The 12529-nt window shown below is 62.7% G+C and carries 13 protein-coding genes; 8 read left to right on the top strand and 5 right to left on the bottom strand.

Annotation, left to right across the window (positions count from 1 at the left end; translation table 11 throughout):
• Positions 1–447: GNAT family N-acetyltransferase (locus GRF61_RS07260; protein ID WP_169149999.1), on the bottom strand; the 447-nt coding region annotated here is incomplete at its 3' end.
• Positions 448–586: 139 nt separating this feature from the next.
• On the opposite strand from GRF61_RS07260, the gene GRF61_RS07255 reads away from it, so the two are divergent.
• Positions 587–1528, top strand: a complete 942-nt coding sequence (locus GRF61_RS07255; RefSeq protein WP_248281149.1) for a peptidoglycan-binding protein — start codon at positions 587–589, stop codon at positions 1526–1528.
• A gap of 143 nt (positions 1529–1671) precedes the next feature.
• On the opposite strand, the gene GRF61_RS07250 is transcribed toward GRF61_RS07255, so the two are convergent.
• Complete coding sequence (locus tag GRF61_RS07250; RefSeq protein WP_169149997.1) at positions 1672–2391, bottom strand: queuosine precursor transporter; 720 nt, start codon at positions 2389–2391, stop codon at positions 1672–1674.
• A 452-nt stretch (positions 2392–2843) separates the two neighbouring features.
• Positions 2844–3599 carry an SDR family oxidoreductase gene (locus tag GRF61_RS07245; protein WP_169149996.1) on the bottom strand — a complete coding sequence of 252 codons (756 nt, stop codon included), beginning with the start codon at positions 3597–3599 and terminating at the stop codon, positions 2844–2846.
• 144 nt (positions 3600–3743) lie between these two features.
• Between GRF61_RS07245 and GRF61_RS07240 the strand changes: the two genes are divergently transcribed.
• Positions 3744–4667, top strand: a complete 924-nt coding sequence (locus GRF61_RS07240; RefSeq protein WP_169149995.1) for an AraC family transcriptional regulator — start codon at positions 3744–3746, stop codon at positions 4665–4667.
• A gap of 128 nt (positions 4668–4795) precedes the next feature.
• On the opposite strand, the gene GRF61_RS07235 is transcribed toward GRF61_RS07240, so the two are convergent.
• Both GRF61_RS07235 and GRF61_RS07230 read right to left on the bottom strand, forming a co-directional pair.
• The gene (locus GRF61_RS07235) at positions 4796–5485 is read right to left on the bottom strand and encodes a pirin family protein (protein WP_169149994.1); all 690 of its coding nucleotides are present in this window, start codon (positions 5483–5485) and stop codon (positions 4796–4798) included.
• Positions 5486–5574: 89 nt separating this feature from the next.
• On the bottom strand, positions 5575–6030 hold the full coding sequence (locus GRF61_RS07230) for a DoxX family protein (RefSeq protein ID WP_169149993.1): 456 nt from the start codon (positions 6028–6030) through the stop codon (positions 5575–5577).
• Between the two features lie 207 nt (positions 6031–6237).
• On the opposite strand from GRF61_RS07230, the gene GRF61_RS07225 reads away from it, so the two are divergent.
• The 6 genes from GRF61_RS07225 (at position 6238) to GRF61_RS07200 (ending at position 12513) form a co-directional block, all read left to right on the top strand.
• Entirely contained in the window at positions 6238–7158 is a 921-nt protein-coding gene (locus GRF61_RS07225; RefSeq protein ID WP_169149992.1) for a LysR family transcriptional regulator, read from the top strand.
• Between the two features lie 299 nt (positions 7159–7457).
• Positions 7458–8588 carry a hypothetical protein gene (locus GRF61_RS07220; protein WP_169149991.1) on the top strand — a complete coding sequence of 377 codons (1131 nt, stop codon included), beginning with the start codon at positions 7458–7460 and terminating at the stop codon, positions 8586–8588.
• Positions 8589–8692: 104 nt separating this feature from the next.
• Positions 8693–9199, top strand: coding sequence for a hypothetical protein (locus GRF61_RS07215; protein ID WP_169149990.1), 507 nt, complete (start codon positions 8693–8695; stop codon positions 9197–9199).
• A 559-nt stretch (positions 9200–9758) separates the two neighbouring features.
• Positions 9759–10526, top strand: a complete 768-nt coding sequence (locus GRF61_RS07210) for an ABC transporter ATP-binding protein (RefSeq protein WP_133594559.1) — start codon at positions 9759–9761, stop codon at positions 10524–10526.
• 15 nt (positions 10527–10541) lie between these two features.
• Positions 10542–11264: an ABC transporter ATP-binding protein gene (locus GRF61_RS07205; RefSeq protein ID WP_169149989.1), complete on the top strand. Its 723-nt coding sequence runs from the start codon at positions 10542–10544 to the stop codon at positions 11262–11264.
• Between the two features lie 37 nt (positions 11265–11301).
• Entirely contained in the window at positions 11302–12513 is a 1212-nt protein-coding gene (locus tag GRF61_RS07200) for an ABC transporter substrate-binding protein (protein ID WP_169149988.1), read from the top strand.
• Positions 12514–12529 lie beyond the last annotated feature (16 nt).

The raw sequence follows: 12529 nt of genomic DNA, 5'->3' as shown, positions 1-12529 counted from the left end.
CGCCCACGGCGTGTGATGCCCCTCCCGCATCAGCAGCCAGGCGCCGTCCGGGCCACTGCCGTTGCCTGTCACCTCCCAGCCGTGGTGCAGGTAGAAGCGGCGGGCGCGGCGGTTGGCCTCCAGGCATTTCAGCGTGGCCGGCGCCAGCAGCGGCGCAGTGGCGGCGGCCAGCAGGGCGCTGCCTATGCCTTGCCCCTGATGATCCGGATGGACAAACAGGTGGTGCAGGAAGGCGTCCTCCTCCCACACTGCGGCGAAGCCCAGCGGGGCGTCGCCTGCCGTCGCGGCGGCCACCCAGATGCGCTCGCCGGTGGTGAGATCGTCGAAATCCTCCAGCCGGAAGCGCAGCGGCGGTTCCCAGGTGAAGGTGGCGCGGCGGGCGGCGAGGAAGAGTTCGCGCAGCGCCGGCAGGTCGTCGTCGCGGCAGTCGCGCACGGTGAAGTTCATGGCGGGCGGGGGCGGGCAGGGCGTGCGCTCATTATGGGAGATGGGCCCGGCAGGCGGAATCGGGGCTGTCTATGTTGAATGGGTCGATTGCGCCGCCGCCGGCCTGCCGGGCCGGCCGGCCTTCCCGCCGGAGCCCGCCATGCCGCTCAGCCAGACCCAGAAGCGCACCGCCGAAGCCATCGTCAATCTGTTCGAAACCGGCCGGGTACGCGGCGACTACGGGCAGGTGACGCTGATCGCCGGCGACACCGGCCGCCTCACCTACGGCCGCTCCCAGGCCACGCTGGGCTCGGGCAACCTCTACCGCATGCTGGAGCGCTACTGCGCCAACGCCGGCGCCCGCTTCGGCGCGCGGCTGTCGCCCTGGCTGCCCGCGGTGTCGGCCGGCGAGCGCGCGGTGGATACCGATGCCCGCCTGCACAACCTGCTGCGCGCCGCCGCCGACGACCCGGTGATGCGCGACACCCAGGATGCTTTCTTCGACGAAACCTACTGGCAGCCGGCCGAGCGCACCGCCGCGCGGGAGGGCATCGCCACCCCGCTGGGCGTGGCGGTGGTCTACGACAGCTTCGTGCATGGCTCGTGGAAGGCGATGCGCGACCGCACCCAGGCGGCGCGCGGTCCGGCGGCGGCGGTGGGCGAGCGCGACTGGATCGCCGCCTATGTGGACATCCGCCGCGACTGGCTGGCCGGCCACCCGCGTGCCGACCTGCGCGCCACCGTCTACCGCATGGCCGCCTTCCGCCGCCTGATCGACCAGGGTTACTGGGGGCTGGAGCTGCCGCTGGTGGTGCGCGACGGCGAGATCTCGCTGGCCTCGCTCACCGCCACGCCCGCCGGCTGCTACGACGGCCCGCAGCCCGGCACCCGCACGCTGGCGATGCAGTCGCCGCTGCTGCGCGGGCTGGATGTGCGCCTGCTGCAGCTGGGCTTGTCGGAGCGGGGGATAGACATCCGCGCCGACGGTATCTACGGCCAGACCTCGGTGCGTTGCGTGCAGGCCTACCAGCAGGGCCGCGGCGCACCGGCGACCGGCGTGGCGGATCTGGCGCTGATCGCGGAACTGGCGGCGCTGCCGTAATCGTTCCGCGCTTCAGGCAGGCGCATACGCCCGCCTTTCTCCCCTCTCCCCCCGCGAAAGAGGGGCCGGGGGAGAGGGGGACGCCTCCACAGGAGGCGTGTCCGCCCGGCTGCCAGCCTTGTCAGCCCTGACGCGACGCCCCCTCAAGCCTTGATCGAAAACGGCGTGAAGTTGGTGTTGCGGTCGTAGTAATCCTCGCGCTCGGCGCGCTTGAGCAGGCCGACCACCTTGTAGGTCACCGGCGTCAGCACCACCTCCACCCCCACCTTGGTGAGGAACTGGCTGAGCATGATGGCGGGCAGCAGCTCGTTCGGGATCAGGCCGGAGTTCCAGAAGGCCAGCGGGTAGAACAGCATGGAATCCACGCCCTCGCCGAAGATCGTGGAGCCTATGGTGCGCGCCCACAGGTGGCGGCCCTCGGTCCACACCTTCATCTTCGCCAGCACGAAGGAGTTGATGAACTCGCCGCAGAAGAAGGCCACCAGCGAGGCCAGCACGATGCGCCAGGTGGAGCCGTAGGCGACCTCGTAGGCCGGCTGGTTGAGCCAGCCGGGCGCCGGCGGCAGCTTCACCACCACCCAGGCCATCACCGAGGCGAACAGCATGGCGCCGAAGCCGGCCCAGATCACCCGGCGGGCGCGGGCGTAGCCGTAGACCTCGGTGAGCACGTCGCCGAACACATAGGAAATCGGGAAGAACAGCACGCCAGCGCCGAAGGTGACCGCGCCTATCAGCGGCAGTTCCAGCTGCGCCGCCTTGGCCGGGCCGATGAGGTTGGAGCAGAGATACACGGCGACGAAGGCCGCCATGACGAATTCGTAGTAGCGGTACTGGCGCGGTGGCGCTGAGGCGGGGCGGTCCATCGGCAGGGCTCCGGGTTGGGGGCTGCGGGCGCTTGTTGCGGCGCAGCGTTGTTGTTTTGCGCCAGTGTCGCAGCCGCGCGGCCAAGACTCAATGCGGATTTCCGTGTTCCCGGCGGTTTTGTTCTCCGCCGCCATTCCCGCGCCGCCACTGGCTTGCGTCTGGCTGACGGCGCGCTTTCCGGCTGCAAGCGCGGCTTCACGTGATACCGGTTTTCTTTTCGTACGGCCTGCAAGGGTCTCCGTGGATGAAAGCCGCTTTTCCGCGGCGTTTCGGCTTCCTTGGCGGCATCCACAAGCTGTTCGACGAGGAAGTGAATACCGCGGACTACGGCAAGACGCTGGACGGCCTCCGCGGGTACCTGGTAATGACAATAGGGTTCTGGCGGGCGTGCGCGGCGCAGTGGTGCTCAAGGAAGAGCCGCCCGGCCGAGCGGGCGGCTCCCTCCGTCCCTTCAGATCCCCTGGCCACCGGAGACTTCGATGCGCTGCGCATTGACCCAGCGGTTGGCCTCGGACAACAGGCTGGCGATCATCGGGCCGATGTCGTCCGCCACGCCCACCCGGCCCAGCGCCGTCATCGAAGCGAAGTGCGCATTGAACGCCGGGGTGTCGCGCACCGCGCCGCCGAGGAAGTCCGTCTCGATGGCGCCCGGCGCGACGGTATTGACGGCGATCCCGCGGCCACCCAGTTCCTTGGCCATGTACACGCTGAGCACCTCCACCGCCCCTTTGACCGCCGCGTAGGCCGACCAGCCCTCGGCGGAGACGCGGGTCAGGCCGCTGGAGAGGTTCACGATGCGGCCGCCATCGTTGAGCAGCGGCAGCAGCTTCTGGGTGAGGAAGAACACGCCCTTGAAATGCACATTGACCAGTCCGTCGAAGGCCGCCTCGCTCATCTCGGCAAGCGGCGCCATCTCGCCGTGGCCGGCGTTGTTCACCAGATGGTCGAAGCGCTCGCGCTGCCATGTCTCATGCAAGGCGGTTTTCAGTTGCTCGACGAAGGCGGGAAAGGTGGAGACCTTGCCGGAATCCAACTGCAGCGCCACCGCCTTGCGGCCCAGCCGCTCGATCTCGGCCACCGCCGCCCGGGCTTCGGCCTCGCGGCTCTGGTAGGTGAGGATGACGTCGCCGCCGGCGCGGGCGATGGCGAGCGCGGTATTGCGGCCGAGGCCGCGGCTGGCACCTGTGATGAGGGAAAGGGTCGTCATGGCAGCAACTCCTGGGTTGGGGTGGGAACAGGCCTTCATTCTGCGAGTCGGAGCCGGGCAGGGCTTTGCCTGAATCTCCGCATTTCTGGCCTGCTTCTCCAGATCCGCTATGCCCGCGTGGGCTTGATCGGCTACCTTGCAGTCATGGATGACTCATTGCTACAGGCGGCCAGCCGCTACGCCCGCGTTCATGCCGGACCGGCCGGCGTGGCACAAAGCTCCATCCCCGGGCTGGCGGTGATCCGCGCCTGCAAGCCCAGCGGGCTGGAGTACGCGATTTCCCGGCCCTTGGTCTGCCTGGTCCTGCAAGGCAGCAAGCGGGTGCTGCTGGGCACGGAGGCCTTCTCCTTCACCGCCGGCGATTCGCTGCTGATCACCGCGGACGTGCCCACGATCAGCCAGATCACCCAGGCCAGCGAGGCCGAGCCGTATTTCTCCCTGGTGCTGGAGCTGGATCTGGCGCTGATCGCGGAGTTGGGCCTGGAAATGAAACTCGGCCCCGTTGCCCAGGGTGTCGCGGTGCAGGTGGAGCCGACCGACGGCGAAGTGGCGGATACCGCCCTGCGCCTGATGCGCCTGCTGGAGCGCCCCGCCGCGCTGCCTTTCCTCGGCCGGCAGCTGCTGCGCGAGATGCATTACTGGCTGCTGGCCGGCAAGCATGGGGGCGCCATCCGCCAGATCGGCTGGCCGGACAGCCATGCCCAGCGCGTAGCCGCCGCGGTGGCGCTGCTGCGGGCGGAGTTCGCGCAGCCCTTGCCGGTGGCGCGGCTGGCGGCGACGGCGGGCATGAGCGCGTCCGCCTTCTATCAGCACTTCCGCGCCGCGACCTCGCTGTCGCCGCTGCAATTCCAGAAGCAGCTGCGCCTGATCGAAGCCCGGCGATTGATGACTGCCGAGGGCCGCTCCGCCAGCAGCGCCGCGTTTGCGGTGGGCTACGAGAGCGTGCAGCAATTCACCCGGGAGTACCGGCGGCTGTTCGGCCTGCCGCCCGGCCAGGATACGGCGGCCATCAAGCGGGTGGCGCCGCCGCCTGGGGCGACGGCGGAGATGGTGGCCGACGCCTCGTGACGCCGGCACAGCGCGGAGGAGGGGCCTGCCGCTCTGGTGTTTCCCGCCCCTCTCCCGCGGCCACGCAAATCAAAAAAACGGCCCGGGGCGAACCCCGGGCCGGTCGGTTTCCTGCACGCCGCAAGCGCTTACGGCAGTTCGAACAGCAGCGCTTCCGTTTCGCTTTCCGCCAGCAGGCGGATCAGCGCTTCACCTGCGATCTCGGCGCCGTCGCCGGTGTTCAGCAGCACCTCGTTCACCCGCAGGCTGCCCTGCGCCACATGAACGTAGTAGCCGCGGCCGGCGGTGGTTTCATGGCTGGCTTCCTCGCCTGCCGCCAGCTTCAGCTGATAGACGCTGGCGTCCTGGTGGATGCGGAGCGACCCTTCCCGGCCGTCCGGCGACACGATCAGGTTCTTGCCGCGCAGGCCGCTGAAGTCGTGCTGCACGTAACCGGGGGCGATGCCATCCACCGCCGGCTCGATCCAGATCTGCAGGAAGTGCAGCCCGTCCTTGGCCGAGGGGTTGTACTCGCTGTGGGCGATGCCGCGGCCGGCGCTCATCACCTGCACCTCGCCCGCCTTCAGCTGCGAGTGGCTGCCGGTGCTGTCCTTGTGCTCGATGGTGCCTTCCAGCACGTAGCTGATGATCTCCATGTTGCGGTGGCTGTGGGTGTCGAAACCGGCGCCGGCGACCACGCGGTCATCGTTGATCACCCGCAGGGCCGAGACGCCCATGTGGCGGGGATCGTAGTAGCTGCCGAAGGAGAAGGTGTGGTGGCTGTCCAGCCAGCCGAAGTTGGCGTGGCCACGGTCTTGGGCGAGGCGAGTGGTGATCATGGTCGTGCTCCCGGTTGGGGCGGGAATCCTGGCTTCCCGCGGTTGCGGAGGTTGGGGTCGGGGATGTTGTAGTGGGGGTGCTTTACGGTTCAGCGCTCGTCGCCGAGGCGGCGGGCGATGGCCTGGTCCAGCGACAGGCTGCCGGCACCGCTGAACAGCAGCGAAACCGCGGCGGCCAGTAGCGCGAGGCCGAATTCGTAGCCGTTGTTGCTCATGAACAGGCCGTTGTGGATATGCACGCTGAAGATTGCCACCAGCATCGCGAAGCTCAGCGACAGCGCCGCCGGCCGCACCAGCAGGCCGATCAGCAGCGCCAGCCCGCCGAAGAACTCAGCGCTGCCGGCCATCAGCGCCATCAGGTAGCCGGGGGTGAGGCCGATGGACTCCATCCACTGGCCGGTGCCTTCCAGGCCGTAGCCGCCGAACAGGCCGAACAGCTTCTGCGCGCCGTGGGCGATGAAGATGATGCCGACCGGCACCCGCAGCGCCAGGGCGGCAGCGCCGGCACGGGAGGAAAGGAGGCGTTGGGCGAGGGACTTGTTCATGGTGTTTCTCCTGGATTTCGTTTGCTGGGTTTGGGGGTTTGGTGTTCGTTTGCGTCAGTGCGTTTGATGCATGTAGCCATCTTAATGATTGGATTTCAGGAGAAATAGCGAAGAAAATTGAGCGAAATATTCAATTAATTTGATCAATCTTTTTGAACTTGTGGCTCTCTCATCGCCGCCGATCTTTCAAGTCCGCCCCCGTCGCCCATGTACTCACCGCTCACCCTGGATGCCCTGCGCGTGCTCGACGCCATAGACCGCAAGGGCAGCTTCGCCGCCGCCGCGGACGCGCTGTTCCGCGTGCCCTCCGCCATCTCCTACACCGTCACCAAGCTGGAAGAGGAGCTGGGCGTGGCGCTGTTCGACCGCAGCCGACGCAAGGCCGAGCTGACGCCGGTGGGGCGGCTGGTGCTGGAACAGGGGCGGCACATCCTCACCGCGGTGGAAGAGCTCACCCGCATGGCCAAGGCGGCGGCGGACGGCTGGGAGGCGGAACTGCGTATCGCGGTGGACAGCGTGCTGGCGGTGGAGCCCATCTATGACTTGCTGGCCGAATTCCAGCGCGCCGGCCACCGCACCGAAATCCGCCTGCTGGACGAAGTGCTGGGTGGCAGCTGGGATGCGCTCAGCGCCAAGCGTTGCGACCTGGTGATAGGCGCGGTCGGCGAGCCGCCCTCCAGCGGCTTCGCCTGCCATGTGCTCGGCGAGGTGGACTTCGTCTTCGCCGCCGCCGCCGCCCACCCGCTGAGCGCGCTGTCGCCGCCGGTGCCGGTGCAGGCGGTGCAGGCCTATCCCACCGTGGTGGTGGCGGACAGCTCCCGCTACCTGCCCTCGCGCTCGGTCGGCCTGCTGGACGGCCGCTCCCGCCTGGTGGTGCCGTCCATGGACCGCAAGATCGAAGCCCAGCGCCAGGGCCTGGGCGTCGGCTACCTGCCCGCCTACCGCGTCCGCCACGAACTCGCCGACGGCAGCCTCAAGCTCCTCGCCCTCGACAGCCCGCCCCTGCGCCAGCGCATCTGCACCGCCTGGCACCCCGCCAACGACGGCAAGGCGCTGCAGTGGTTCGTCGAACGGCTGAAGCGCTATCTATTTGATAACGAAAAGGGTCTGGTGGTGGCTGCCGAGTAGCTCTTCGGGCTTGTACAAGAAGAGCGAGGCTCAAGCTGGGAGGAACACCAAGAAATACGTGCGCGCGAGCGCTACTAAAAAGTGCGTTGGTTTCCGTACATGAATATTCCGCAGAAACTCGCGCGACCACGGCGGCTGCCTCCTGATTACCTCTCACGGTGCTCGTGCGGGAATGTGTTCAGAGAGAGAGCAGGAATATATATTCTTATGGAATTGCCAAAAAATAGATTTGGCTGGCTATTCAACTCCGAGATTAAGTTTTTGAATTCAGGAAATAATCAATCAAATTTTTGATAAAAATGAAGATCAAATTCAGACACATCGTTACGGGAAAAATCATTGTCACGGCATTAATTTTCCCGTTTTTAGCTGCAGCTCATGAGCCCACAAAGGATTTTTCTGATACGCCACATAAGGTATGGGAAACGGGGCTTCAGTTCATGTCGGGTGTGAATCCATTCAAGCCGATGCCATCGCAATTCGTGGCGATATGGTTAAGTGGAGATTTGCTTATAGTAAATGCAGCAGAAGAGGGGAAAACCAAAGATATTAACGTGGCTAATGCCGAAAGAAGCATGCTCTTAAATTTGCAGAATGGCCGCGTTCAAAGGTTACTCCCGTCTGGCTGGATTTTATGGTGCTTTAATTCAAGCCGAAGAATTGGGGCAATTAGACCATCCCCTTTTCATCCGACGCTTCCATATAAGAGAGGTCAAGATGATTATCAGTACGAGTTGGTAAAGATTTCCAGTGACGGTAGTGTGGCCCGTGTATCGAATGAGAGTGAAAAAATAAACCCGACTACTTGCCTGCCAGATCATAAATATCTAGATGATTTCGTAATCCGCCGTTTACGTGAGGGGCATGGAGCGATCGTATTTTATAAAAATAAAACTGACATAGAAAAAGGAATGGTTTCTGCTTATTTTCCTGATAATGGGCGTGGCCCGATTAATTTGGGGATAAAGCCAGATGAGGTTATATTTTTTAAAGAGCATTACTTGGAATATTTAAATAAATATCAGTTAAATTACTTCAGCTACAGGAAAAATAGCGAAAGTCTAGAAGAAGAAAAGTCCGGAGAAATGAAATCAACGCCCTTTCGCCTTATGTCAATTAACGGAGAAATAGAAGAGATAGAGTATCCGGCCGCGTGGAAAAACATAAATGGCGGCGATATAGACTATTATGCTCCCACCCCCGCAGGGGGTGTCCTCATTTCTGAGTCATCCATTTTCATCATCATGAATAACAATGTCAAAAGAATATGGGATGGAGGTTCTCCACGATTGTTTGATAAAAAGAAAAATATCTGGGGGTGGAGGGTGTCCTCAGATGGGTGTAATTTGGCCTTCTTTTACGGCTCGGAATGGAGTCCAAGTTCATTCAAGCCAATCAGTGTAATTTCACTTTGCGAAGAGAAAGAATGAGCGATATGCCGTCTTTTTGCTAGCGTGGAGCTAACGATAGCCTTCTTATTGAAAGCGTGAAAAATTAATAATCTGAAATATTCCGCTTATTCTCTTGGGCGAGGATGATTTTGGCTATTCGAAAAAATACAACTCATTTGGTTTATGCTGCATTATTGATTTTGAATATTTTCCAATACGGATTTGTCATGACTGCGGCCGCAAGGAATGACCTTTCTTCATTTGGAGAGGATGAAATATCCAAGGCGCTGAAAAGGTCAATGAAATTGGCGTATGGATTTGATGGGCTGGATGTAGGGAAACTGAAAAAAGAAATAACCGAGATCTTCTTGGGAAAAAATGGAAACTTGGTATGGAGAGAGTTGGAGCGTTCAGGGAGGTGCGCTTTTGTCACTGGCTTTCAGAAGGACGAGATTCAGTGCGATGTGGATAAACGCTGGAGCCTGATAAATATCGGTCCGCCAGGGTTTGGTTATTTATCCAATTCGCCATTGGAGTCATGGCCGGAGCCAGGGGCAAGAGTGCTGATGAATATGATTCTTGATCAAGAGGATGTCAAAGAGATAAAGATTGATGTTATTGATATAACTTCAAGGAAAGAGGTTTTATGAGTAACTATGGAGATTTTTTTTGATTTAAGCATGCCTCGAAGCGATTTTTGATTTGGTTGTAATTATTCTGGGTTTTGATGCTAAAAATTGTGTTGGTTTCCCTACATGAAGATTCGGCAGAAACTCGTGCGACCACGGCGGGTGTCGCCGAAGGTTGAGAATCGCATGTACGGCAACCAACCTTCCCGTTAGTGTTAGTAAATGAATGCGCATTTTTTAGTGGGATTGTTTGCTCATTCGTCTCCGTGTCTGGAAATTATCAAGTGCGTATTGCTCGTGTCTTCTGCATCCGTAAATGAGGGGCGTGGTCAAGCGGCTATCGGATTGTCGTTGCTTTGCCGGCTCTTTCGTCAGTGAGCCCTTCTGGCTCCGCTATCCATTTGCAGTGAAAGTATCGAACGTTCAGCCAGGAACGCAGCCGCAGTCCCATGCCATTCGCACCATTCGATACATTTCCGCAATGGTGTGGCAAAGGTTTTCTTCTAGCCTCGGACCGACGATGCGAAGCGGGTGACTGGAGGGGCGCCCGTGCCGCCGCACAACAAAAAACGGGACGAGCATGAGCGATTTCATTCTGGAAACCGCCGGGCTGAGCAAGGAGTTCAAGGGCTTCGCCGCTGTGTCGGGCGTGGACCTGAAGGTCAGGCGGGGCCACATTCACGCCTTGATCGGCCCCAACGGCGCGGGCAAGACCACCGTTTTCAACCTGCTGACCAAATTCCTGCCGCCTACCACCGGCACCATCCATTTCGAGGGGCAGGACATCACCACCGAGGCGCCGGCGGCCACCGCCCGCCGCGGGCTGATCCGCTCCTTCCAGATTTCCGCCACCTTCCCCGGCCTCACCGTGCTGGAGAACGTGCGCATCGGCCTGCAGCGCAAGCTGGGCACCGGCTTCCATTTCTGGCGCTCGGAGAAATCGCTGGATGCGCTCAACGGCAAGGCGATGGAACTACTGGAGTCGGTGGATCTGGGTCGCTTCGCCGACACCATCACCGGCGAGATGCCCTACGGCCGCAAGCGTGCGCTGGAGATCGCGACCACGCTGGCGCTGGAGCCGACGATGATGCTGCTGGACGAGCCCACCCAGGGCATGGGCCATGAGGACATCGAGCGGGTGGTGGCGCTGATCCGCAAGGTCTCCGAGGGCCGCACCATCCTGATGGTGGAGCACAACCTCTCGGTGGTGGCCAACCTGTGCGACCGCATCACCGTGCTGACGCGCGGCAGCGTGCTGGCCGAGGGCAGTTACGAGGAAGTGTCGCGCGATCCGCGCGTGCTGGAAGCCTACGTCGGCTCGGCCGACATCAACGATGCCCACCACTGACTGCGGCCGCCGCCCATGACCAGCGCCTTCAACTCCCACGCCGAAATGCTGCGGGTGCGCGACCTGCACGCCTTCTACGGCGAATCCCACATCCTGCATGGCATCGACCTGGAGGTTGCGCGCGGCGAGTGCGTGACCTTGCTGGGGCGCAACGGCTCAGGCCGCTCGACCACGCTGAAGTCCATCCTCGGCCTGGTCGGCCGGCGCAGCGGCTCCATCATGGTCAATGGCCATGAAGTGATCAGCGAGGCCACCCACCGCATGGCGCACCGCGGCATCGGCTATGTGCCGGAGGAGCGTGCCATCTTCGCCTCGCTGTCGGCGGAGGAGAACCTGATGCTGCCGCCTCCGGTGGCCAGCGGCGGCATGAGCGTGGACGAGATCTACGGCATGTTCCCCAACCTCAAGGAACGCCGCAACAGCCCGGGCACCAAGCTCTCCGGCGGCGAACAGCAGATGCTGGCGATGGCGCGGGTGCTGCGTACCGGCGCCAAGCTGCTGCTTCTGGACGAGATCACCGAGGGGCTGGCGCCGGTCATCGTGCGCAAGCTGGGCGAGGTCATCACCGAACTGAAGGCGCGCGGTTTCACCATCGTGCTGGTGGAACAGAACTTCCGCTTCGCCGCGCCGCTCGCCGACCGCCATTACGTGCTGGAGCACGGCGAGATCATTGCCACCATTCCGCAGGCCGAGCTGGCGGGCAGGATGGACTGGCTGCACCAGACGCTTGGAGTCTGATCCACGCGCCATCACAAGAAGGAACGGAGGAGACGAAATGCACAAGAAACTGCTTACCGCCGCTTGCGCCGCGGCCCTGGCCCTGGTGGCCGGCGCCGCCCAGGCGCAGATTTCCGGCAACGTGGTGAAGGTCGGGGTGCTCACCGACATGTCGGGCACCTATTCCGACCTCGCCGGCCAGGGCACGGTGGTCGCCACCCAGATGGCGATCGATGATTTCGTCGCCCAGGAGAAGCCGGCCTTCAAGGTGGAGATGATCTCCGCCGACCACCAGAACAAGGCCGACATCGCCTCCAACAAGGCGCGCGAGTGGTTCGAGCGCGAGGGGGTGGACGTTGCCACCGAGCTGGTCACCACCTCCACCGCGTTGGCGGTGATGAAGGTGGCGAAGGAGATGAACCGGGTCACGCTGATGAGCGGCCCCGGCTCCACCGCCATCACCAACGAGCAGTGCAACGACCTCACCGTGCATTACACCTACGACACCTACGCGATGGCCAATGGCACCGCGCGGGCGGTGACCAAGCAGGGCGGCAAGACCTGGTTCTTCCTCACCGCCGACTACGCCTTCGGCCACTCGCTGGAGAAGGATTCGTCGGCGGTGGTGACGGCCAGCGGCGGCAAGGTGGTGGGCTCGGTGCGCCACCCCTTCCCGGCCTCGGACTTCTCCTCCTTCCTGTTGCAGGCGCAGGCCTCGGGCGCGCAGATCATCGGCCTCGCCAACGCCGGCGCCGACACCACCAACGCCATCAAGCAGGCGGCCGAATTCGGCATCACGCCCAAGCAGCAGCTCGCCGGCCTGCTGATGTTCATTTCCGACGTGCATTCCCTGGGCCTGAAGAACGCGCAGAGCATGTACCTGACCACCGGTTTCTATTGGGATCTCAATGACGAGACCCGCGCCTGGTCCAAGCGCTTCTTCGACAAGCAGAAGCGCATGCCCACCATGGTGCAGGCCGGCCAGTATTCCTCGGTGCTGCACTACCTGAAGGCGGTGAAGGCGGCCGGCACGGATGAGGCGCAAAAGGTGATGGCGCAGATGAAGAAGACGCCGGTGAACGACTTCTTCGCCAAGAACGGCCAGATCCGCGACGACGGCCGCATGGTCCACGACATGTACCTGGTGCAGGTGAAGAAGCCGGAAGAGTCCAAGTACCCGTGGGATTACTACCACGTGCGCCAGACCATTCCGGCGGCGGAGGCTTTCCAGCCGCTGTCCGAATCGCGTTGCCCGCTGGTCAAGAAGTGAGCTGAACCCCCATCGC

Origin of the sequence: Azoarcus sp. TTM-91 (assembly GCF_012911025.1) — a bacterium.
GTDB lineage: Bacteria > Pseudomonadota > Gammaproteobacteria > Burkholderiales > Rhodocyclaceae > Azoarcus.
This window is presented reverse-complemented; position numbering and strand designations above follow the sequence as displayed.

What these genes read in the sequence shown, in the direction of transcription:
- GRF61_RS07255 (WP_248281149.1), top strand. Translation starts at nt 587, where the DNA reads ATGCCGCTCAGCCAGACCCAGAAGCGCACCGCCGAAGCCATCGTCAAT.
- GRF61_RS07250 (WP_169149997.1), bottom strand. Translation starts at nt 2,391, where the DNA reads ATGGACCGCCCCGCCTCAGCGCCACCGCGCCAGTACCGCTACTACGAA.
- GRF61_RS07245 (WP_169149996.1), bottom strand. Translation starts at nt 3,599, where the DNA reads ATGACGACCCTTTCCCTCATCACAGGTGCCAGCCGCGGCCTCGGCCGC.
- GRF61_RS07240 (WP_169149995.1), top strand. Translation starts at nt 3,744, where the DNA reads ATGGATGACTCATTGCTACAGGCGGCCAGCCGCTACGCCCGCGTTCAT.
- GRF61_RS07235 (WP_169149994.1), bottom strand. Translation starts at nt 5,485, where the DNA reads ATGATCACCACTCGCCTCGCCCAAGACCGTGGCCACGCCAACTTCGGC.
- GRF61_RS07230 (WP_169149993.1), bottom strand. Translation starts at nt 6,030, where the DNA reads ATGAACAAGTCCCTCGCCCAACGCCTCCTTTCCTCCCGTGCCGGCGCT.
- GRF61_RS07225 (WP_169149992.1), top strand. Translation starts at nt 6,238, where the DNA reads ATGTACTCACCGCTCACCCTGGATGCCCTGCGCGTGCTCGACGCCATA.
- GRF61_RS07220 (WP_169149991.1), top strand. Translation starts at nt 7,458, where the DNA reads ATGAAGATCAAATTCAGACACATCGTTACGGGAAAAATCATTGTCACG.
- GRF61_RS07215 (WP_169149990.1), top strand. Translation starts at nt 8,693, where the DNA reads ATGATTTTGGCTATTCGAAAAAATACAACTCATTTGGTTTATGCTGCA.
- GRF61_RS07210 (WP_133594559.1), top strand. Translation starts at nt 9,759, where the DNA reads ATGAGCGATTTCATTCTGGAAACCGCCGGGCTGAGCAAGGAGTTCAAG.
- GRF61_RS07205 (WP_169149989.1), top strand. Translation starts at nt 10,542, where the DNA reads ATGACCAGCGCCTTCAACTCCCACGCCGAAATGCTGCGGGTGCGCGAC.
- GRF61_RS07200 (WP_169149988.1), top strand. Translation starts at nt 11,302, where the DNA reads ATGCACAAGAAACTGCTTACCGCCGCTTGCGCCGCGGCCCTGGCCCTG.